At 63.5% G+C, this 22,057-nt stretch carries 15 protein-coding genes; 12 read left to right on the forward strand and 3 right to left on the reverse strand.

Translation table 11 applies throughout. From position 1 onward, the window contains the following. The first annotated feature begins 68 nt into the window (after positions 1-68). Both purE and HD600_RS11135 read left to right on the forward strand, forming a co-directional pair. Complete coding sequence (purE, locus tag HD600_RS11130) at positions 69-536, forward strand: 5-(carboxyamino)imidazole ribonucleotide mutase (protein WP_184284831.1); 468 nt, start codon at positions 69-71, stop codon at positions 534-536. Continuing rightward, positions 533-1,972: an LCP family protein gene (locus HD600_RS11135; RefSeq protein WP_338402225.1), complete on the forward strand. Its 1,440-nt coding sequence runs from the start codon at positions 533-535 to the stop codon at positions 1,970-1,972. Before purE ends, HD600_RS11135 begins: the two co-directional genes overlap by 4 nt. 7 nt (positions 1,973-1,979) lie before the next feature. On the opposite strand, the gene HD600_RS11140 is transcribed toward HD600_RS11135, so the two are convergent. Beyond that, positions 1,980-3,704: a DUF4012 domain-containing protein gene (locus tag HD600_RS11140; RefSeq protein ID WP_184283702.1), complete on the reverse strand. Its 1,725-nt coding sequence runs from the start codon at positions 3,702-3,704 to the stop codon at positions 1,980-1,982. A gap of 67 nt (positions 3,705-3,771) precedes the next feature. Between HD600_RS11140 and HD600_RS11145 the strand changes: the two genes are divergently transcribed. From HD600_RS11145 to HD600_RS11160, 4 genes are all read left to right on the forward strand, one after another. Beyond that, positions 3,772-4,845 carry a glycosyltransferase gene (locus HD600_RS11145; protein ID WP_184283704.1) on the forward strand — a complete coding sequence of 358 codons (1,074 nt, stop codon included), beginning with the start codon at positions 3,772-3,774 and terminating at the stop codon, positions 4,843-4,845. A 151-nt stretch (positions 4,846-4,996) separates the two neighbouring features. Then, complete coding sequence (locus tag HD600_RS11150; RefSeq protein WP_184283706.1) at positions 4,997-7,423, forward strand: FG-GAP repeat domain-containing protein; 2,427 nt, start codon at positions 4,997-4,999, stop codon at positions 7,421-7,423. A gap of 67 nt (positions 7,424-7,490) precedes the next feature. Beyond that, positions 7,491-8,420 carry an ABC transporter permease gene (locus HD600_RS11155; RefSeq protein WP_422120160.1) on the forward strand — a complete coding sequence of 310 codons (930 nt, stop codon included), beginning with the start codon at positions 7,491-7,493 and terminating at the stop codon, positions 8,418-8,420. Next, positions 8,420-9,172, forward strand: a complete 753-nt coding sequence (locus HD600_RS11160; RefSeq protein ID WP_184283708.1) for an ABC transporter ATP-binding protein — start codon at positions 8,420-8,422, stop codon at positions 9,170-9,172. The genes HD600_RS11155 and HD600_RS11160 overlap by 1 nt, the downstream gene beginning before the upstream one ends. A gap of 15 nt (positions 9,173-9,187) precedes the next feature. Here the strand turns inward: HD600_RS11160 and HD600_RS11165 are convergent, their stop codons facing one another. Both HD600_RS11165 and HD600_RS11170 read right to left on the reverse strand, forming a co-directional pair. Next, a complete protein-coding gene (locus tag HD600_RS11165) occupies positions 9,188-10,564 on the reverse strand; it encodes a bifunctional cytidylyltransferase/SDR family oxidoreductase (RefSeq protein WP_184283709.1) in 1,377 nt (458 codons plus the stop codon). A 274-nt stretch (positions 10,565-10,838) separates the two neighbouring features. Next, a complete protein-coding gene (locus HD600_RS11170; protein WP_184283711.1) occupies positions 10,839-12,056 on the reverse strand; it encodes a LicD family protein in 1,218 nt (405 codons plus the stop codon). A gap of 465 nt (positions 12,057-12,521) precedes the next feature. Between HD600_RS11170 and HD600_RS11175 the strand changes: the two genes are divergently transcribed. The 6 genes from HD600_RS11175 (at position 12,522) to HD600_RS11200 (ending at position 22,026) form a co-directional block, all read left to right on the forward strand. Beyond that, positions 12,522-14,057, forward strand: coding sequence for a polysaccharide pyruvyl transferase family protein (locus tag HD600_RS11175; RefSeq protein WP_184283713.1), 1,536 nt, complete (start codon positions 12,522-12,524; stop codon positions 14,055-14,057). Positions 14,058-14,131: 74 nt separating this feature from the next. Then, positions 14,132-17,644 carry a CDP-glycerol glycerophosphotransferase family protein gene (locus HD600_RS11180; RefSeq protein ID WP_184283715.1) on the forward strand — a complete coding sequence of 1,171 codons (3,513 nt, stop codon included), beginning with the start codon at positions 14,132-14,134 and terminating at the stop codon, positions 17,642-17,644. An 82-nt stretch (positions 17,645-17,726) separates the two neighbouring features. Continuing rightward, positions 17,727-19,652, forward strand: coding sequence for a DUF6541 family protein (locus HD600_RS11185; RefSeq protein ID WP_184283717.1), 1,926 nt, complete (start codon positions 17,727-17,729; stop codon positions 19,650-19,652). After that, positions 19,645-20,412: a glycosyltransferase family 2 protein gene (locus HD600_RS11190; protein ID WP_241731663.1), complete on the forward strand. Its 768-nt coding sequence runs from the start codon at positions 19,645-19,647 to the stop codon at positions 20,410-20,412. Before HD600_RS11185 ends, HD600_RS11190 begins: the two co-directional genes overlap by 8 nt. After that, positions 20,409-20,822 (forward strand): DUF2304 domain-containing protein, encoded by a 414-nt coding sequence (locus HD600_RS11195; RefSeq protein WP_184283719.1) that lies wholly within the window; start codon positions 20,409-20,411, stop codon positions 20,820-20,822. The genes HD600_RS11190 and HD600_RS11195 overlap by 4 nt, the downstream gene beginning before the upstream one ends. After that, positions 20,785-22,026 carry a glycosyltransferase family 4 protein gene (locus tag HD600_RS11200; protein WP_184283721.1) on the forward strand — a complete coding sequence of 414 codons (1,242 nt, stop codon included), beginning with the start codon at positions 20,785-20,787 and terminating at the stop codon, positions 22,024-22,026. Before HD600_RS11195 ends, HD600_RS11200 begins: the two co-directional genes overlap by 38 nt. The last annotated feature ends 31 nt before the right edge of the window (positions 22,027-22,057 follow it).

Genomic DNA, 22,057 nt, shown 5'->3' on the forward strand with positions numbered 1-22,057 from the left:
TCTGCCCGTACCCTTGACGGGTGACTGAGCCTCTGCATTCCTCCAGCGCGCCCGTCGTCGGCGTCGTGATGGGTTCCGACTCCGACTGGCGAGTGATGAGCGATGCGTCGCAGGCGCTCACGGACTTCGGCGTCGCTCACGAGGTCGAGGTCGTCTCGGCCCACCGCACCCCCGACAAGCTCATGCAGTATGCGCGCGAGGCGCGTGGTCGCGGCATCCGGGTGATCATCGCCGGCGCAGGCGGAGCCGCGCACCTGCCGGGGATGCTGGCGTCGATGACGCCGCTGCCCGTCATCGGCGTTCCCGTGCCGCTGGCCTATCTCGACGGCATGGACTCACTGCTCTCCATCGTGCAGATGCCCGCCGGCATCCCTGTCGCGACGGTGTCGATCGGCGGCGCGCGCAACGCTGGCATCCTCGCCGCCCGGATCCTCGGCGCCTCGGACGCGACGATGGCCGACCGGCTCGAGGCGTACGCCGCCACGCTCGAGGCGCAGGTCGCCACGAAGAACGAACGGCTGAAGGACTCGCTGTGACCCTCGCCGCGCCGCGTGCGACGTCGAGCGCGGGCCGATCGCTGGTGGAGACCCGGCCGCTGCGCAATCCGGATGTCGCCGACCCGGCGTTCATGGGCCGTCGCGGATGGTGGCTGGTCGCCATGAACGTGCTGGTTCCCGGCTCGGCGCAGATCCTCTCCGGCCGCAATCGACGACTCGGCCGATTCGGACTCGGGGCGACGCTGCTGGGCTGGTTCCTCGTGGTCCTGGCGGTCGTGTCCGCGCTGTTCTTCCGTTCCGCTCTGATCACCGTCGGATCCAACTGGTTCGCCCTCACCGCGCTGCAGGTGCTGTTCATCGGGTACGCATTGCTGTGGCTCGTGCTGACCTTCGACACGCTGCGCATCGTGCGCCTGGTGAAGGTGCCGCCGACGTCGAGGATCGCCATTCCCGTGGTCGCCCTCGTTATCGTCGGACTCCTCAGCGGCGGGGCCGGATACGCCGCGAGCATCGCCGGTTCCAGTCGCGGGGCGATCAACGACATCTTCGGGCAGAGCGGCCCGAGTCTTCCCCCGAGCGACGGGTACTACAACATCCTGCTTCTCGGTGCCGACAGCGGTGACGGACGCGATTCCATGCGGTTCGACAGCATCTCGGTCGTGTCGGTGAATGCCGAATCCGGTGCCGTGACGATCTTCGGCATTCCGCGTGAGCTGCCGTCCGCGCCGTTCAGCGACGGAAGTCCGATGCAGGCGCTGTACCCGAACGCGTTCGAAGGGCATTCCTCACCGACGTGCGGGTGGAACCCGTGGATGAACCATGTGCGCTATGCGGCGGAGGTGTGCCGCGATGACGAGGGCGCAGAGCTCTACCCCGACGCGGCGGCGCAGGGATCCGCCCCCGGAATCGAGGCGACCAAGGACGCCGCAGAGGGCATTCTCGGGATCGAGATCCCGTACTACGTCTTCATCGACATGAACGGGTTCGCGGCGATGATCGACGCGCTCGGCGGCGTCGACATCGAGGTCACCGAGCGGTTGCCGAAGGGCGGCCCGCCAGAGGGCTGGACGGGAACCGACGTCAACGAGTGGGCCATCGGGTGGATCGAACCCGGTGCGCAGCACATGGACGGCGACACGGCACAGTGGTACGCGAGGTCGCGGTACACCACGAGCGACTGGGACCGGATGGAGCGCCAGCGCGAGCTGCAGCTCGCGATCCTCGATCAGTTCACGCCGCAGAACATCCTCTCGCGCTTCAACGACATCGCCGCGGCCGGTACCGTGCTCGTCGACACCGATCTGCCGAGGGACAAGCTCAGCGAGTTCTTCGATCTGATGCTGAAGGCGAAAGAGCAGCCGGTCACCACCATCGAGCTGGTGCCGGAGAACGGGGTGGACGAGTTCACGCCGGACTACGCATTCGTGCGCGAGCTGGCGCAGCAGACGCTGCACCCGCCCACGCCGGCACCCTGAGCGGGTCTCACCCGCACTCGAGGTCGGCCATCGCCACGTCCGGGGCATCGAGCAGGGGAGTGTGATGCAGCTGCGTCCGGCGATCGCCGGCGCCGGTGCCCGTGAACGAGGCGGTGACGGAGCTCGACTCGCCCGGTGACAGGACGAGCTCATACTGCGCGACGGGACGCACGCCGAGCTCGGCGGCGACGTCTCCACCAGAGACGGAGGCTCCCTCAGGGCCGACGATCGAGATGAGCGTGCGGGTCTGCCCCGCCGCGAGGTCGTCGGAGGCCGGGGCAGTGGCGGCGAGGTCGGCGGGGACATCGTTCGACCAGGTCACACGGACCTGTGTCGTCGGCTCGCCGCGGCACGCTCCGACGGCCGTGCTGATCGAGGCGTGCGCATGGGCATCAAGGGCCACGCCGCCGGACGCGTCGTTGACCAACACGCTCACATGCGTGCCACGCTCACCGTCCGATGGCATCCTCCCGCTCAGTCCGGATGTCTCGAGTTGCTTCTGCTCCTCCTCGTGGGCGCTCCACACCCTGATCCGATCATCCGTGGATGCTGTGGCCACGGCAGCGAGCACGGCGGCCGGGTCCTCTCCCACGAGGAGAGCCGACACAAGGGATCCGCCGGCCTGTGCGAGCGCCGCGTCGCGCCCGACGGGTTGGGGGTTCGTCACCGACACCTCGGATGCGAGTCGAGTCACGAGCGTGTCGGCATCCGCGGTGTGCTCGCCGAACGACAGTGAACCGATCGCTCCGACGAGATGCTCCGCGGCGACGAGGTCGAGTGCGACGACACCGTCCACGACATCGCCGTACTGCTGCTGCCAGTGCTGCGCCACGATCTCGGCCGCGGAGGGGAAATCGGGGATGCTCGTCGCGTCGCGCACGCTGCGCCCGGGCGAATCTCCGAACAGCGTGGTCGTCGCATCGTCCAGGGGAAGAGGGGGAGAGTCGAGGACGGTGAGATCCTGTGCGCTCACGGTCCGGGGGTTGGCGAGGACGCCGTTGTCCGCACGGACAAGAGTGAACGCGACGATCGCGCCGCCGTGGGAGCGGGCCTCTGCGTTGTTCTGCAGTGCGATCAGGTAGTTCCTCGGTTCTTCCCCGCCCAGCATGCCCGGCAGCAAGCCGGCAGCGCCGTGCAGGGCACCGACGGTCGTCGCGACGTCGCGGATCAGTACCTGCGCCTCCCGCACGGCGTCGGCGACCGGAGGCAGGGCCGCATCGACGTCGATACGCATGGATGCCGTCTGCGCCGCGTGCAGGGCGATGGAGGCCCCCTCGAGTGCCGCATGGACATCGGGAAGGGGCGCGAGGTCGATGCGGGAGCCGGTGAACCCGAGTGTGGCCGGATCGACGCTGTCCGCGATCAGGACGATCGGCCCCGCGGCGGCGTCCGCAGCGGCGTCCGTGACCTCCGCCACCTCTCGCATCGCCGTCATGTTCGCGCCGAGCCACGGGACGAACTCGAACGCGCGCCATACGGGGTCCGAAGTGAGGTCGCGGGCCAGTGCGGCGTGCGCGGCGATGCGCGGAGCGATGCGTTCGGCCCGGTCGAGCTCGCCGTCGGCGAGTGCCGATCGCAGCTGCGCGGTGGAGCTCCTGACGCTCTGCAGCTCGCTGGCCGACCCGAGCGCACGTATGACCACCCACGCCGTGGCGAGCAGGGCGGCGACCACCAGGAGCCCGATCACTCCGCCCACCCAGCGCCGTCGCGCCGGCAGCCGCCCGTCACTCATGAGTGCATTCAAGCACGCAACGGCGCGCGCCGCGGGAAAACCTCGTCGGCGCGGATACGCTGGGGTCATGAGTGTTCGGCTGCGCGTCGTTCTCGACCAGATCACGACCGTCGTCGACGCCGACCAGGCGCGGGCTGCGCGTGATCTCACCGCCGGGCTCCTCGCCACCGCCCCCAGCGGCTGCTCGGTCGATGCGATCATCCCGGCAGGTGGCGACGTCGACATCCCGGGGATCGACTCCGTTCGCCGGCTCGGTCTGGGCCGTCGCGAGATCGCCGCCTCCTGGCAGGTGGGGATCGCGCCGGGCGTCGGGGGAGGACTCATCCATGCTCCGTCCCTGATGGCGCCCCTCGTCAGGCACGATCGGGTGCATGATCACGACCAGGTCTCCGTGACCGTCTGGGATCTCCGTGCCTGGGAGGCGCCGCAGAGCATGTCCAAGACGAACGTCGCGTGGCAGCGTGGCATGCTGCGGCGCGCTGCGAGGCACGCCGACGCCGTGGTGGTACCCACGCATGCGATGGCGGAGCGGATCGGCGAGTACGCCAAGCTCGGCGACCGTGTCCGTGTCGTCGCGGGTGCGCCGCCGGAGGGGTTCGCTCCGCCGACCGATTCAGGGCGCCGACGTGCGGCGCTGTCCCTCCCGGAGCGGTACGTCGTGCTCGCCGGGACCCCCGCCGATCTCGAACACGGTTTCCGCGCTGCCGCGGCTGCGGACATCGACGCGGTCGTCCTCGACGCCGCAGAGGGCTCGGAGCCCGTACTCGCCGACCTGGCGGCCGCAGCCGGACTTCCCGAGCGTCGCGCACACATCCGTGGCGCGCTCGATACATCGGATCGCGCTGCCGTACTGATGGCGTCGTCAGCCTTCGTCGCGACGAGCGCGCTGGCGGCATGGCCGTGGCGTGCAATGGAAGCCATGGCCATGCGGACGCCGATCGTCGCCGTGGACAGTGGGGTGCACCGGGACGTGATCGCGGAGGGCGGCGCCGTGGTGGAGCCGGATGAGATCTCCGATGCCCTCGTGGATGCGGTCGGCGCGGGGGAGAAGCGCGCGAGGGTGCTCGCCGGTGACAGGGCGAAGGCGTTCTCCTGGGCGAGTGCGGCGGAACGCATCTGGTTGCTGCACGCCGACCTCTGAGCCGAGAGACCGACCCTGGGCGCCTGCCGCGAATCGACACGACACGCCGCGTTCTTGTGCGAATTCATGGGTCACAGTGGCATCATTACGCGACTTCCGTCACACTAGTCACATGTATCGACGTGTCCCACACACCCGAAGTGTGCGCAGAATGGCTCGATTCCTGGCGGTGATCGTCGCGGTCACAGCGGTGGTCGTCGGTACGGTCGCACCCCTTGAGGTGACGGCGGCGTCCGCATCGGTGCACACCTCGAGCGCCTACGCGAAGTCGTCCGGAGACCCGGCGCAGTCCGGAATCGCCAAGTCGACGCTCGTCGGTTTCAACGCGGGCAACATCATCAGTGACGCCGTGTTCACGAACAAGAACACCATGACCGAGGCGCAGATCCAGTCCTTCTTCAATTCGAAGGTCTCCAAGTGCGTCGTCGGAAAAGACGAGAACGGCAAGCCGTACGTCTGTCTGAAGGACTTCAAGATCACCTCGGTGAGCATGCCGGCGGATTCATACTGCAGCGGTTACAAGGGAGCGGCGAACGAGAGCGCTGCGCGGATCATCTACAAGGTCTCCCAGGCGTGCAACATCAATCCGCAGGTGCTGATCGTCATGCTCCAGAAGGAGCAGGGGCTCGTCAACCATGTGTGGCCGAGCGCGTGGCGGTACGACAAGGCACTCGGTCAGGGATGCCCGGACACCGCACCGTGCGATCCGGCGTTCGTCGGGTTCTTCCACCAGATCTACGGCGCAGGCCGGCAGATGCAGATGTACATGGAGGGGCGCTGGTTCACCTGGTACGCCCCGGGTAAGACGTGGGGGATCCTCTACCACCCGAACGCGAACTGCGGCCGCGGCAACGTACACATCGCCAACAAGGCGACCTCGGCGCTCTACTACTACACGCCCTACCAGCCGAACGCGGCGGCCATGAAGGCCGGGTACGGCGAGGGCGACAGCTGCTCCAGTTACGGCAACCGCAACTTCTACAACTACTTCACGGACTGGTTCGGATCGACACAGGCCGCCCCGACCGCGCCGTCGGTGCCTGCACCCGTGCTGACGGACATCAACTCGACGTCGTACGTCATCGCGGCGGACGCGAAGGGCAGCCTGCTCGCATACCCGTACTCGAAGAGCGTGTGGGGCAAGACCGTGACCCTTGCTTCCGGCCTGGGGAACCTCACCGGCGCGTTCAGTGTCGGCGACCTCAGCGGTGATGGGCGCAGGGACTTCATCGTGGTCGGCGCCGATGGTAAGCCGAAGGTCCTGTACGGCGGGGCGAAGACCTCTGTCGGTAAGCCATCGGCGCTCGCCGGCGACTGGTCCGGGGTCACCGCTGTCCTTCCGGCAGGCGATTTCAACGGCGACGGTGTCGAAGACATCTTCACGGTCGATGCGAAGGGGAACCTCTATCTCCGCGCGGGCAACGCGTTGGGAGGGTTCGCAGCAGCTAGTTCGGTCGGGACCGGCTGGAACAAGGTCGATCAGATCATCAGCGGGATCGACTTCGATGGTGACGGCAAGCCCGACCTTGTGGCGCGAGACTCCAATGGCGACATCAAGCTCTTCCCCGGGAACGGAAGAAGTGGGTGGGGCACAACGGTGCAGATCGGCACCCGCTGGGCAGGCATGACGAGCATATTCAGCCCGGGGGACTTCACCGGGGACGGGCACGCGGACATCATGGCGCATGCCGCGGACGGTGACCTCCTGCTCTACAAGGGTTCGAAGGGCGGAAAGCTTGAAGCCGCCGGTGCTGTAGGAAACAAATGGCAGACACTGGTCACGAAGAGTGCAGCGGGGTATTCCGTCAAGCCACTCCCGGCGTTCCCCGCAGGAGTGGGCAACCTCGACGGAGCGGGAGGCACGGACATCGTCGCGGTGGCATCCGATGGCGTCGCATACATCTACGGGGGCGATGGCCGAGGCGGGTGGACAGGGCGGACGAAGCTCGGTACTGGATGGTCCAAGAAGGACAAGATCGTTCCGCTGGGCGACTTCGACCGCTCAGGTAGTCGCGATTTCGGACGTATCGACTCCTCAGGCCGGTTCCTGATGTACTCCGGTTCCAGCGGAAAAGCCACTCAAATCGGCAAGGGGTGGGTGTCCTTCACGCACGTCTTCGGCGGAATGGACTTCGACGGCGACCGGCGCCTCGATGTGATCGGGATCACTCCCGATGGAATGATGTACCTGTATCGCGGGGACGGTAAGGGAGGCTGGCTCAATACCAAGGGCCAGAAGATCGGGTCTGGATGGACAGGCCTCCAGAGCGTCTTCTACATGGGTGATTTCAATGGTGATGGGATCGGCGACGTCGTCGCCCGGTTCTCGGACGGAACTCTGCGCCTGTATCCGATGACCGGATACGGCGGGTGGGGCACCCGCAAGCAAATCGGAACGGGTTGGTTCGGCTACCCCGTCATCTTCAGCCCCGGAGATTTCAACGGCGACGGCAAGAACGACGTGCTGGCGGTCGGGCCTAAGGGAGTCCTCTACCTGTACCCTTCCAACGGGCGCGGTGGCTGGGGTGCCCGGTCTCAGGTCGGGACGGGTTGGAGCTCGATGAGCCCCATCGGTTGATGCCCCCGCGGCCCTCAGCCGGGGGCCTCCGGGGAACCTGGATGTTGCGTCGGATATAATCTGGACGGTGGAACACGTACGTTTCGTGTCGTGTCCGAAACGAGAAGGACGTAGTGATTTGACCTTTGGCACGCCCATAGATCTCGGTGCGTACGATGTCCCAGGCCGAGGCAAAGGCGTCCTCGACGTATTCAGGCGTCGGTACCTTCTCCGCCTGCTCGTGCGCAAAGGGACTGCGACCCGCTACCGTAACTCTGTTCTCGGATGGGTGTGGTCCTATGTAAAGCCAGCATCCCAATTCCTCATCTATTACTTCGTGATGGGGATTATTCTCAATTTTCATCGAGACATCGAGAACTTCCCGATCTATCTGTTCTCGGGCGTTGTGGCCGTCAACCTTTTCAACGAGGCGTTCGGTAATGCCACGACATCAATCGTCGACAATCGTGCGCTCGTGAAGAAGATCTATCTTCCACGCGAGCTCTTTCCTGTGGCAGCGATCATCGTCGCGTTCGTCCACTTCCTGCCGCAACTCGCGATTCTTATCGTGGTGTGCCTCCTCATCGGGTGGACACCGACAGTGGCCGGCATCGGTGGAGCAATACTTGGACTGATCCTGATCGTGGCCTTCGCTCTGGGGTTGGGTCTCTTCTTCAGCGCCCTGAACGCACGATTCCGGGACGCCCAGAACTTCGTCGAGTTGATCAAGATGTTCTCAACCTGGACCTCTCCCGTCCTGTACACGTGGGCGATGGTCTACACGCAGCTCGAGAATCATCCCTGGATCTTCACCCTCTACTCATGGAACCCGTTGACCGTCGCGGTCGAATTGTTCCATCAGGGATTCTGGGCATCCACCACTGCTGATAGCGGATTGGGGATCATACCGGGCTTCGGCACAGCATTGCTCGTGGCCGGCATCATCTGCGTAAGTATGCTCATCGTCGGTCAACTCGTGTTCCGCAACCTCGAACGCTCTTTCGCCCAGGACCTGTGATGTCGAAAACCATTCTCCGTACTACGCACTCGCCGAGCATCATCGTCGACCACGTGTCGAAGAGCTTCCTCAAGCGCAATACGCACTCCTTCAAAGAAGCTTTCGTCGGCTTCATTCGAGGGAAAAAGGTACGGGCGGACCGGTTCACTGCGCTCAATGATCTCAGCTTTCAGATCGGCGAGGGCGAGTCTGTCGCGGTCATGGGGATGAACGGGTCGGGTAAGTCGACCACGCTGAAGCTGATCTCGGGAGTGCTCGAGCCGGACAGCGGAGCGGTGTACACGCGTGGGCGCGTGGCTGGCCTCATCGAGGTGGGCGCGGGCTTCCATCCCGACCTCACTGGCCGTGAGAATGTCTATCTGAATGCGGCAATCCTCGGCATGGAGAAGCACGAGATAGACGCGCGGTTCGACGAGATCGTCGAATTCTCGGAGATCGGCGAATTCATCGACCAGGAGGTCAAGCACTATTCCTCGGGAATGTTCATGCGCCTCGCTTTCTCAGTGGCGATCCATGTGGAACTCGACGTCCTGCTCGTGGATGAGGTGCTCTCTGTTGGCGATGCGCCCTTCCGCGCCAAGTGCTCGGCAAAGATCAAGGATCTCACTGCCCAGGGGGTGACGATGCTGGTGGTCAGCCATAGTGTGAACATGGTCAGAGACCTCTGCCAGCGGGGCATCGTCATCAAGAAGGGAAAGAAGATCTTCGATGGCCCCATAGAAGAGGCCATCGAAGTGCTGAACAAGAAGTGAGCCTGGGGTCCGCCGTCAGCGCTTGTCCTCGACTCGCACCGAGATGACCTGTCCGGTCATCTCACCGGAGATGACCTGAAGGCTCACAGCCGCCACATCTCGTGGGTCGAGGAGCGTGTGCAGTGGCTCCTCGCCGAACGCCTGCGTGCGCATCGGAGTATGGGTTCGCTGTGGACTGATGCAGTTGACACGTACGCCGTCCTCGGCCCACTCCTCCGAAAGGGACTGCGTCAGATTCACGACCGCCGCTTTGCTCGCCGAGTAGATTCCGTAGTTCGCACGGCCTCTGGTGTAGGAACTCGAGGTGAACAGCAGCAGCTGCCCACCGCTCTTCGCCAAGTACTTGTAAGCCGTCCGCGCGACGATCAACGGGGCAAGAAAGTTCACCTCGATGCCACGCCTGATGGTCTTGCTCTTCGTCTGCGCGAGGGGCCCGACTTGGAGGACGCCTGCGGTGACGACCACCACGTCGATACGCCCTTCCTGCTCGTGCACCGCCTTGAAGGCCTTCTTCACATCGCTCCGTGACCGGACATCGGTGCCGGTTGTGGACCGGCTGAACTGATGCACGGAAGCGCCCGCGGTGCGGGCGAGATCGACGATGCTCTCGCCGATTCCGTAACTCCCTCCGAGCACGACGACGACCTTGCCCTCGAGATCGGGCAGAGTGGCGGTATCGGCAAGGCTGTCCGACTGCATCTGGAAGATCTTGTCCGCGATATGGACATCGATGGGCTCGGTGACCTTCATGTTCTCGGCGGTACCGTCGATCACGAAGATTGGGGTATCCGGCAGGTACGCGAACACGACACCACAGTCATCCGTGGCGTGAAAGTTCGGGTCCTTGTTTGCGATCTCGTACGCTCGTCGAATCGTCCCGGCACGGAATGCCTGCGGAGTCTGACCACGTCGAAGCGTCGAGCGGTCAGGAATGCCGGAGATATGGTTCGACTGATCCACTTGGATGATCGTGTCCGCGGAGGGAATCGCGGTGTCGACTGCGTCGTAAGTCTCGAGTGCTTCCACACAATCGCGAAGGATTCGCTCGTTGACGAATGGGCGGACGGCATCGTGAAAGAGCACCTTGGTGTCCGGCGATTCATCGATCGCCGCCAGGGCAGCCTGCGTGGAGTCGTTCCGAGTATCGCCCCCGGGAATGATCTTGCTGAGCTTCGGAAAGCGTCCCGGGTCGAGAAGGGGAGTGAGTTGATCGATCGCGCCCGCGTTCATCACGATGATGATCTCGTCAATCAGAGGACTGGCGTTGACGACCTCGAGCGTGTGCTCGACGATCGCTTTTCCTGCGATCTTGATCAGTTGCTTCGGGATTCCGAGTCCCACCCGGACGCCGATTCCACCAGCAAGGAGCACAGCCACAGTACGGGAGGTCATCCCTGTAGTCTATCCGGCGACCTCGGCGCCTATTCGAGCGGGGACTTGGTCGAGGCCGCCAACGCATCCTCGACTTGAATACGGAGTTCGGCAACGCGCCGGCTGTCCGCCCGTACCTCGTCCAAGTCGGATTCCAGTTCGCTCAAGCGTTGCTGGAGCGAGGCCACGGTCGACGCGAGATCCAACACCGTGCGCGCATGCAGACGGCGTTGTGCGCGCCGCCGTCGAATCTCAAGCAGGAGATCGCTGCCCAAAGTACTAAGCCGGCCCATCGTTACATCTCCTCAAGGTGATATTCGACGACGGCGACTGTACGTCGAACGCCGTCCTCGTCCCGAAACCGCGCGCGCTCAAGCGGAACGCACCGCAGACCAGCCTTCGTCGCTTCCGCCGTGCGTGTAGTCCAGTCCAGGTGCCATGTGCGTGGCGAATCCGGTTGATACCGTCCGAGCTCCTCATAGTCGGCGGTGATGACTTTTGCCCCCTGTCGCAGAGCGAAGCTCAGCAAGTGCAGCAGCTCCGATCGGCCGCGCTCATCGAGGCAGGCGAGCAAGTGATTCGCAGCCACGACGCAGGAACCTGTCGATTCGTGCAGAGCTCGGCGCATGAAGGCGAAGCTGGGAAGGTACTCCACCAGGTTGACTTGAGCTTCGCCGTCACGAACCGATCGCGCCGCAGAGATCGACTCTGCACCCGCGGCACGCAGCCCCGCGCTTCGATAGAAGGCGAGGTCCTCGCCGTCACCTGATCCAAGATCGATGACGTTGTCGCCGGCGGCGATGACATGAGTCCTGATCGTTTCACTCTCGTGCGCGCTGCCCCCCGCTGCGTATCGCGTCTTCCAGAGGTTGATACTCGAATAGAACGCCCCGAACCAAGCGTGGAAGCGGCGCTGCGTCGCCGGCGGAGTCTCGAAGGTGAACGATGGGTCCGGGGTCCGCCACGATGGTCCGTAGCAGGCTGCCAGCCATGCTTCCGGTTGTCGTGGGGCAGGAAGACGGATGCCATGGACTTCTTGAGTCGTGAGCGGGAGGATCGCAGCCTCCATACCCGCTTCGCGGACGTGAATCGGTTCGTGAAAGTGGCCGGACTTGTAGAACGCGGTGAAGATGTCGACGTAATAGCCGCCGGAATCATCGGCGAGAACCTGCAGATGAGACCAACTGTGCCGAAGAACCCTAAACCCGCGGTCTTGGAGCGACCCCTGGAGTCGATGGCTCTCGAGTATCAGGTCGGAGGGATGCGAATGGCGACTCAGGTACGCCACGTCGGCGTCGTCGTCATGCGGCAATATCTCTCCGTCTCGGACAGCACCCAGAAGCGTCCCGCCAACAATGAATGCGTCGTAGTCCTGCTCGTGAAGAATCTCGATCACAGAGGCTGCGAGTGCGGCGACATGGGGCCGGATGTCCGTTCCGTACTCGAACGATCGGGTCAGCCTTCCCCACTTATCGATACGAAGCCCGTGGCCTTCCGCGTCCGTCAGACTCATGGGGCCTGTGCCAGGCCATCTCACGGCACCTCGCCACAGCGCTTTCGCGGTGACGGCGTCAACGATCTCCCCAACCGCTCTGCCGCGTAGTCGTTCCTGGAGCGCAGAGGGCCAGGGGAGGAAGCGGCCCCCCTCGGGAATAGCGCACGACCAGACCCGCTGCCCGTCCAAGCGGACATCCACCACGCGGCCGGCAGACGCAGGAGAGTACCGAATACCGCGTCTCGTGAGCATGATCGGCCTCATGGCTGGTATAGGGGTCTCCACATCGGGATGTCTCGCAAGCGGCGAGAGTTAGCAGCGGTCGCACAGAACGCGCAGGCCGGGAGCCATTCTATCTACGCGCGTAGTAGCCCGTACGTGCTCGCAGGTTCGTCAACAGAGACAACCTAGACTGATGTGTCGAGATTGATCCCCGGAATGAGCGCGCGCGTGCGCGTGCGAGCGGAGGTCGGAGAGGAATCCGTGAAGACACTGATACGAGCAGGAAAGCACCCGGCTCAGGTGCTGGGCCCGGAAGCGGCGTTTCAACGTGGGGTTAACGGTGTCTTCGGCGCTAACTCGGGGAATCTGCTCTTTTCCAACGCCGTCTTCCGGACCTTGAGTGTTCCCGGGGCCGAGTTGGTTCCGGATTCCTTCACCACTGAGCGCGCCGGCGTGGACGACGATCACGTAACGCGAATCAATGACGAATTCGATAACTTCGTCATCCCGTTGGCCAACGCGTTTCGTCCGGAGTTTCTTCCCGCGCTCAACAAACTGAGTTCAGTAATCGAGCGACTGGACATACCGGTCGCAGTCGTCGGCGTCGGGGCGCAATTGTCCAACGGCAACGGCACGGAGGTCAGTGACCTGCCCTCGACGTTGAAGGAGCCAGTAACCCGATTCGTCAGCGCGGTGCTCGATCGCTCCGCGAAGATCGGGGTGAGGGGCGATTTCACACGTGAGTTCCTTGCCCGCCTGGGATTCGGCGACGATCACGTGGAGATCATCGGATGCCCCTCCCTTACCGAGAGCGCGGAGTACCGAGTCGAGAAAAAGGCCGAGCGCCTCACACGCGAGTCGAGAATCTCCTTCAATGCCGTTCCCAGCCTCGAAGTCATAGGGGAGGTGTTCCAAGAACACTCGGAACGATTTCCGAATATCACATATGTCCAGCAGGAGTATCGAGAACTCGCGCTGCTCATGTGGGGGCAGCCGATGCGGGGTCGAGTGGCGACCGCATTCCCGTCCGGGATTGATCACCCTCTGTACCGAGAGGATCGCCTCGTATTCTTCTTGGACCCCCAGCCGTGGCAGCAGTTTCTGTCGACGATGGATTTCTCATTCGGCAATCGCATCCACGGGAACATTGCCGCGCTTGCAGCAGGGACCCCTGCTGTGGTCATCTCGCATGACTCACGAACGCGTGAGTTGGCCGAGTACCACCGGATACCGACGCGATCGATGCCTGATCGGGCAGACGAGATCCGTGCCGAGGCGCTCTATGACAACGCGGATTTCGGCCCGTTCCACGACGCACAGGCTGAGAACTTCGCCAGATACGTTCGGTTCCTCGACGCCAACGACATCCGACATGTCCATGCGGCCGGGGCGACGAATGCGGGAACCGATGCGACGGCGGATGGTGTCGACTTTGGCCAGGGAGTTCGGAGCCTTCTCTCGGGCGACAACGAAGCAATCGTCCGCCGTCTGAACTGGCTTTGGAGGGGGACCGAATCGGGTCGGCTTCCGCGCGAAGCAATCTATATCCCTCCATTCGCGCCGCACTCGGACGATTCCTATCGAAGGACTCTCTCAGCCGAGCTGGATTCGGCGATCAAAGAAGCTCGCAAGAAAGACCGGGAGCTCGCAGAACTCAAGGGGTCGGTGGAGGAGCTCTCCCTCGCTGTGCAGGAGCTTCACCGTTGGTCGACGCGGCGGTTTGCGGTCATCCCAGAGCGCTCTCTTCTGAGAAGAGGGGCGCGGATGGTGCGGCGAGTCATGAAGAGAGGAAAGTGATGTCGGTCCGAACGGTATTCCTGGACCTGTTGGGGCAACCGTCCCTCTTGCCGGCGCGGGAGAAGGCGCGGGCGGTGCAGAAGCGCATCGTCGGCATCACGGGTCGTCTTCGATTGAAGTCCTCGAAGAACACAATTCCTGGCATGCTCAGCATCGTTGTGCCGATGTACGGTGTGGAGCGTTACATCGGGGATTGTCTGCAGTCGCTGCTGATCCAGGATTATGCGAACATTCAGGTCATCGTCGTCGATGACGGCTCTCCCGACCGCAGTTATGAGGTGGCGCGCGAGTACGCGAAGCGCGATCCTCGGATCCACATTGTGCGACAGGCCAACGGCGGTCTCAGTTCCGCGCGCAACACGGGTGCGCGCCATGCGCGCGGTGAGTATCTCGCATTCTTGGACAGCGACGACTTCGTCGATCGTCACACGTACCGAGAGGCGATAGAGGCCCTGCGTGCTTCGGGGTCGGATTTCTCCGTATCGCCCTACCGGCGTGAGAAGAACGGGTCATTCTCACCCGCTGCTGCCTGGATCCGTGACGCGCACCGTACCACCCGCCTCGGGCTCACCCTGCGCGAGTTCCCGGACATCATGGTCAACGCAGTCGCGTGGAGCAAAGTCTACAAGCGCTCGTTCTGGGAGGAGAACGACTTCGTTTTCCCCGTGGGTCTGCTCTATGAAGACCAGGCCGTGTCCATGGCTGCTTACGCGGCGGCGCGCAGTTTCGATGTGCTCTCCCGCGTGAGTATCAACTGGCGGATCCGTGGCGACCAGTCGTCCATCACCCAGCAGATCACGTCACCACGCAACATCGCAGACCATGCCGTAGCCGTGCAGCACTCTCTCGCGGCATTGCTGGAGAGTGGACACCCGGACGCCAGGCGAGTCCGCGTGCAACAGATCCTGAACAACAACCTGCGAGAGTTCCTGCCCAACATCCGTCAAATGGATGAGACGGCTTGGTCGCAGTTTCGCATGCTTCTGAAAACCCTCGCCGACGTAGCCGAACCCGAAACCTGGGATCTGGTCGAGGTCCGTATCAAGGTGTTGGTGGAACTGTGCCTCCGGGACCGTCGCGACGAGGCACTGCAGTTCCTCTCCGAGGGCGGGTGGGAGCGCGATCACTTCGCAGGAACCGTCCAGGGGCATGAGCTGATCGCTGACCTGCCGTTGTCAACGGATGTCCGGGAGAGCTTCCCGGATTGGACCCTGCGGTACGGCCCACAAGAGACGGCGCTCACTGCCGTCGTCCGCGACGTGGATGTCTCCGAGCGTGCCGTGTCGATCGATGCGCTGGTGTACATCAACCATCTGCGTATGGACAGCGAGGATACGACGCTCACCTGCCACATCATCGCGCCTAGCGGAGAACGTGTCGAGCCCGAATTGAGGCGCCATAAGAGCGCCAAGTACGCCTACGGGCACACTCGCCGGTACGCCGATATGTCTGGATGCGCGGTGACTCTGAGCCTGCCCAGGGAGATGCTCACCTCGCTCGGAAGCTACTCCGTCGAGTTCGAGATGAGCTGCGGAGAGCTCGTCCGGCAGGGTGAACTAATTGTTGACGGACTCACCAAGTACGGTCGCGCCTTTACGGGGGGACGGAACGTGAGCGTGGCGGTAGAAAGCGACGGGAAGTCCGCGAAAATCGTCGCCCGTCGGGCGGATGTCGAACTTGTCGACTGTCGCGCCGATGGCGATGCTGCCACTTTGCGTCTGCAGAGTGCGGCACCGGTCACTCATGTTTTCCTCGTGCGCAGGGACGATCGCTTCGCCCTGAAGCGATCGCGCACTCGCTTGACCGATCTGGGCAACGGGAGCTTCGAAGCAGAGGTCAGACTCCCTCGGCTCAGAGGCGTTGCCGGTGGGGGCGCACACGAGTATCTGTTGAAGGCTGAAGATCAACGAGGCGACGCGTACGACGTTGCGCTGTATGAGCCCTTGAAGAGCAGCAACCCCGCGCGCGCCTACATCACGCCGTACCTCCATCGGTCGAATGAGCAGGGCGGCGGCGCGATGATCGTGGACCTTGCGGATGCAGCGCTGATCACTGGCGTCAAGATCGAAGATGACTCATTGCAGCTGGAGTATCGAGATGAGCAGACCTCTGCCCGGTTGGCGTCGGTCACCGCACGCGTTGGATCTTCCTCCGTCACTTCCCAGATCGACAAGGACGGTGTCACCACTCGAGTCGTGCTTCCCTTGCAGCAGGATCTGTGGGGGCTGGGCCCTTCGGCCGTTCCTTCCGGCCGCTACCACCTGCAAGGAATGAGCGACCGCGGCGGCAACCTGTCGTTCTACGTGAGCGGAGATGTCGCTTCGTCCCTGCCGTTGGAGCTCGACCATCCGCTGCTGCGGGCCGTCATCGGACGTTCCAAGCGCGGGCATCTCCACTTGGACATCCAACCCCCGCTGCGCGATGACGAACGGGGCGGCGGCGATCGGTGGCGCCTCAGGGATTGGGCCATGACGCTTCGTCCACGCGGCCATCGATCTGTGCTGTTTCGCAACCTTTATGGGGAGGCTGCGAACGACTCGGCGTTGGCCGTGCACAGGGAGTTGCAGCGGCGCGGCAGCGATCTGGAGCTGATATGGGCGGTGAAGGATCTGTCGATCCATGTACCGCAGGGCGCGCGTCCGGTGATCGAGGAAAGCCGCGAGTATTACGAAGCCTTCGGGACAGCGGACTACGTGATGCTCAACGTGCATCAGCCCTACTGGTACGAGAAGCCGGCGGGACAGGTGCTGATCGAGACCTTCCACGGTTACCCGTTCAAGCTGAACGGTCGGCGTTGGTGGCGGCACTTGGGATTCACCCCGGAGCGACAAGAGTCGTTCTTCCGCCGGGCGGAGGAGTGGGATTTCCTGGTCTCTCCAGCCCGTTACGCGACGCCAATCCTGGAGGAGTTCTATCGGGAAGATGCAGCGCCATCCACGACGGTCCTTGAGATCGGGTACCCGCGGAACGATGCGCTGCTCGACGAGAATGCCGCCGCGGTTCGGTCAGACACGCGTCGCCGGCTAGGGATTCCGCCGAACAAGAAGGCCATTCTCTATGCTCCGACCTTCAGGGACTATCTCTCAGCGGATGACATGACGGCGAAGCTCGTCGACCTGTTCGACCCCGAGGACCTCATCCGCCGGCTAGGGCCGGACTACGTCCTGCTGATGCGCGGGCATCCGTTCAATGCGCGGTCAGGGACGAAGCGCTCGGAGGCGTTCATAAACGTCACCGACTACCCGGACATAAATCACCTCATCCTTGCTTCGGATGTCGGTGTACTGGATTACTCCTCCCTGCGCTTCGACTACGCGCTCACTGGGAAGCCTGTGTTCTATTTCGTCCCCGATCTCGAGCGATATTTTGAAGGTCGCACGGGTTTCGTCTCGTATTCGGATACTTCTCCAGGACCTCATATCCGCCGCGTGGAGGATCTCGTCGACGGGATACGGCAAGCGGGTGAGGTTGCTGCAGAATTCGACCGCGCACGCGAGCGCTTCGTGTCGACTTTCATGGAACTCGAGGATGGGCATGCGGCCCGGCGACTGGTCGACGCAGTGTTCGCCCCTCGTGGCGACGCGTGACCATTCACGCCGTGGAGAACTGCCCTCAGAAGAATAGGAAAAGTGCTTTGCACCAGCACGATTCGTTGGGACCGTCGGCGTCGTGACCGCGGGGTGGTTGGGCCAATCGCTGGTCGTGCTCGCGTCGGTGGGGATGCTGTTCATCCCCGGGATGATAGCTCTCACGTGCGTTGGCCTTCGGGGGCTGGCGCGTCTGGCGGCAGCGCCCGTCTATACGGTCTTCGCGACGTCGGTATCAGCGTTACTGTTCGGTTTCTTGCGGATACCTTGGTCCCCGGTATCCTGGCTCGTCGCGATGTTGATCATGCTCGGGATCGCGTGGGGCGCGGGCCGCCTCATCAAGCTCGAGCCATCACCTGAGGTCGAAGGTTGGCGCCGGCGGGCGCTCATGGGTGCGGTCACATTCGGAGCGGTGTTCACGGCTTGGCGGCTCGTCACTTACATCGGCGAGGTGGATGCCATCTCGCAGACGAACGACGCTGTGTTCCACATGAATGCCGTGAGGTTCATTCTCGAAACGGCTAACGCGTCATCTTTGCACGTGAGCGCTGTGGTAGGCAGCCCCGGCTTCTATCCGGCGGCTTGGCACGCGCTCGTCTCCTTGATCGTCACGATGACCGGGGCGAGTATCACGGTCGCGGCCAATGTGCTCACGCTGATGATCGGTCTGGTCTGGGTGCTAGGCGTCAGCTGGTTGGCGGTGATAGCGAGTGGGTCTGCTGCCGTCGGCGCGTACGCTGCAGTACTTGCCGGCGCGATGCAAAATTTTCCCTTGCTCATGGTCCAGTGGGGGGTGCTCTTCCCGAACGCGCTGTCGACCGCGTTGATACCAGCGAGTATCGCGCTGGTTCTCGTATTCGCCGAAAGGGCCGGGATCTCGTACGACTGGCGATCATTGCTGCGATGGGTCCTCGTCCTGGGAGTCATCGTCGGAGCCTTAGCGCTCTCCCAGCCTGCGGCTCTGCTGCCATGGGCAGCGATCTGTGCGGTGTGGCTGACACTTCGTGAAGCGATGAGCCCAGGGTCTCGGCGACAGCTGTGGTACAGGGCTGTCTTTGTCCTGGTCGGTTGGCTTCTGCTGGCGTTGGCGTGGGTGTTGCTCGCCGGGAACACCAGTGGGTCCCACTGGCCGTTCTTCCGCAGCCGCGAGGAGGCCCTGCTCGATGTCGTCGTGAATGGTCAGGTCCTGATTCCGCCACAGATCGGAATCAGCGTCCTAATGCTCGTCGGTCTCGTCGTGGCGTTCCGTCGCCGATCCCTCTGGTGGATGGCTGTTTCCTGGCTGGGTCTGGCAGGCCTCTACTGGCTTGTGGCCGCTGTGGGAAACGAAAAGGTTCGAGACATCGTGCTGGGCCCGTGGTACGCGGATCCTTATCGACTCGCTGCGCTGGCTCCGATCGCAGTGGTGCCACTCGCTGCGGTCGGCGTGGACGCGATGATGCGGAGGATCCCATTCCGCCGTGACGTCTCGGCCGACCGGGTGCGCATGTCAATCGGGCTCGGGGTGCTCGCGATCGGCGTGCTGCTCGTCGGTCTGCTACGTCCTGTACCGCTGCCGTCGATCACTGCTGGCACGTACGAAGAGGTCTCTCGGTACGAGGCGTCGGCCCGCGCTTATCTCAACCCGGACGAACGCCGTCTGCTTGAGACATTGGGGGATCTTGTCGAACCGGGATCTCGGGTGATCGCGAATCCGAGCACGGGGGCCGGCTTCGGCTACTTCTTCAGTGGAGTTGACGTGTTCCCTCGAAACTGGGCTCCCCCGAGCGACGCCGCGTGGCAAACGATCGCATCTGATCTGAATGAGGCCGCAGCTGATCCTGCGGTGTGTGAAGCGCTGGCTCAATATGGCGAGCCGGAGTATGTCCTCGACTTCGGCCCCGGAGAGAATCGATCTGGGAGGTGGGTGATGCCGGGGATGACCGATTTCGTCGGCAGAGATGGTTTCGCCTTGATCGATCGCGTGGGCGAGGCATCGTTGTGGCGGATCACCGCATGCGATGGGTGACCACGGCGGGCGCAAGGTATCCTTGACCGTGATGCGCCCGGTAGATCGATCAGTTCTCGTCGTCGTCCCGGCGCTGAATGAGCAAGAATCCGTCGCGGACGTTGTAGAGGACGTCCGCCGAGTCATGCCGGGAGCCGCCTGCGTGGTCGTCGACGACGGGTCGGAGGATGCCACCGGCGATCGCGCGCGTCAGGCGGGGGCGATCGTATTGACGCTGCCGTATAACCTCGGAGTCGGAGGCGCCATGCGTGCGGGATTTCGCTACGCACGGGCGCATGACTACGAAGTCGTGGTCCAGGTGGATGCAGACGGCCAGCATGACCCTTCGGACATCCCTTCGCTCATCGAGGGCCTCGCGGAAGCAGACCTCGTGGTCGGGTCACGGTTCGCAGGGGTCGGTGATTATGCGGTCGTCGGACCTCGGCGGTGGGCGATGTCGTTCCTTGCATGGACATTGAGTCGAATCGCCGGAACGACTCTCACTGATGTGACCAGCGGATTCAAGGCCGCAGGCCCGCGAGCTGTCAAGTTGTTCGCGGCCGAGTTCCCAGCGGAGTACCTGGGCGACACTGTAGAGGCGCTGGTGATTGCAGCGCGCGCGGGTCTGAAGATCACTCAGCGACCGGTCGAGATGCGTACTCGTCAAGCAGGGCGGCCTTCGCAACGTCCGTTTCGAGCAGCCATACACCTCGGTCGAGCCTGCATGGCGCTCGCCCTGGCGATGATCCGCCCGCGAGCGACACTCGGAGGCACATCATGAATGGCGTCACCTATGCCTTCGGGATCGTGGCCGCGTTGCTGGTTCTGGTAGCCATCATCGAGTTGATGCGCAAAGGCACGCTGCGGGAGCGGCATGCGGTGTGGTGGTTCTTCGGAGGTCTGCTCGCGCTCGTGGTGGCGGTCTTTCCCCAGGTTCTGACGGCGTCGGCCGCGCTCCTCGGGGTTGCCGTGCCCGTCAACCTCAGTTTCTTCGTCGCGATCGGGCTACTCTTCCTCGTCAGCCTCCAGTCGGGCGCAGAACTCACACGCATCGAATCTCGGATGCGGGATCTCAGCGAACAGGTCGCATTCTCGGAGCAGCGGGTGCGAGTGCTGGAATCTGAGATCGCGCGGCAACGAGGCTCCGATCCGGATGGGCAAAGCAACATGGGTCCTGAACGACATGAGTAACGATCGACGCTCGCGTGCCGACAGGGCGCTCCGGTTGACGGTCGTCTCCCGCATTTATACGCCCGAGCCATCTGCGGGGTCGATGCGTCTGCAGGCGCTCGTGGATGAGTTGCTCCGTCGTGGGCACGAGGTGACAGTGTTGACGACGACACCACCGCGCTCGATACCGTTGCGGGAGGAGCCAACGGAAACGGTGTATCGCTGGCCTGTGCTCCGTGACAGGGCGGGATATGTCCGAGGCTACGCGCAGTACCTCAGTTACGACCTGCCGTTGTTCTTCCGGGTGCTCTTTGCGAAGAGGCCGGATGCCTACATCGTAGAACCGCCGCCTACGACAGGCATGATCATGCTCGTCGCGTGCTGGTTGCTTCGAAGGCCGTACATCTACTACGCAGCAGATATCTGGTCGGATGCGGCAAGCATGACCGGTGCCGCAAAGTGGGTGGTCGCCGCGGTGCGCTGGGTCGAGAAGCGCGTACTTGCCGGGGCATCCGGCAACCTCGTGGTCTCCCAGGGCGTCGCGAATCGAATCGAATCCATGGCGCCAAGAGCGGCGTCCGCGGTGGTCGGGCACGGCGTGGACACTGATCTGTTCTCTGCAGAGGGCGCAACCGTCGCCGAAAGTGCTGACGTCGTCTACGTCGGCACAATGAGCGAATGGCATGGGGCGCGTCTGGCTATCGAAGCACTGGCGCTGGTGATGAGACGCGACGAAGACATCACGGCCGCGTTCATCGGCCAGGGTGCTGAGAAAGAGGACATGATCGCTCTCGCAAGGGAGCTCGGGCTGTCACATCGTATCCGTTTCATGGCTCCCGTTCCCGCGGCTGAGGCGGCGCGCTGGGTTCGTTCGGCGCGCGTGGCTCTCGCAACGCTCAAACCCGGGGCCGGCTACGACTTTGCGGTGCCCACCAAGTTGTATGCCGCGCTCGCCGTCGGGACGCCAGTGGCCTACGCCGGACCGACCGCCTTGCGGAACGTCATCGAGCAGGACAACCTCGGTGAAGCCGCTTCGTTCACTGCTGAGGACTACGCGGACGCGATCATGCGCCTCTTGCCCCGTAGCAGCACGCAGCCCGATGGTCGCCTGGTCGAGTGGGCTCAGAGAAACGTCTCGGCCCGTTCAGTGGCGGTCCGGTCGGCTGAGGTCGTGGAGAAGATCACTCGGGGGCTTCGCGCTTCAGTGCTTCCCGGCATGCGCTGAGAGTCAGTCGTTCCCCAGCGGGTAGGCTGGA

The sequence above is a fragment of the Microbacterium ginsengiterrae genome (genome assembly GCF_014205075.1).
Classification (GTDB): Bacteria; Actinomycetota; Actinomycetes; order Actinomycetales; family Microbacteriaceae; genus Microbacterium; species Microbacterium ginsengiterrae.

Bases quoted from the DNA above. Each gene is read 5' to 3' on its own strand.
- purE (WP_184284831.1), top strand. From the start codon at position 69: ATGGGTTCCGACTCCGACTGGCGAGTGATGAGCGATGCGTCGCAGGCG.
- HD600_RS11140 (WP_184283702.1), bottom strand. From the start codon at position 3,704: ATGAGTGACGGGCGGCTGCCGGCGCGACGGCGCTGGGTGGGCGGAGTG.
- HD600_RS11145 (WP_184283704.1), top strand. From the start codon at position 3,772: ATGAGTGTTCGGCTGCGCGTCGTTCTCGACCAGATCACGACCGTCGTC.
- HD600_RS11150 (WP_184283706.1), top strand. From the start codon at position 4,997: ATGGCTCGATTCCTGGCGGTGATCGTCGCGGTCACAGCGGTGGTCGTC.
- HD600_RS11160 (WP_184283708.1), top strand. From the start codon at position 8,420: ATGTCGAAAACCATTCTCCGTACTACGCACTCGCCGAGCATCATCGTC.
- HD600_RS11165 (WP_184283709.1), bottom strand. From the start codon at position 10,564: ATGACCTCCCGTACTGTGGCTGTGCTCCTTGCTGGTGGAATCGGCGTC.
- HD600_RS11170 (WP_184283711.1), bottom strand. From the start codon at position 12,056: ATGAGTCTGACGGACGCGGAAGGCCACGGGCTTCGTATCGATAAGTGG.
- HD600_RS11190 (WP_241731663.1), top strand. From the start codon at position 19,645: ATGGGTGACCACGGCGGGCGCAAGGTATCCTTGACCGTGATGCGCCCG.
- HD600_RS11195 (WP_184283719.1), top strand. From the start codon at position 20,409: ATGAATGGCGTCACCTATGCCTTCGGGATCGTGGCCGCGTTGCTGGTT.
- HD600_RS11200 (WP_184283721.1), top strand. From the start codon at position 20,785: ATGGGCAAAGCAACATGGGTCCTGAACGACATGAGTAACGATCGACGC.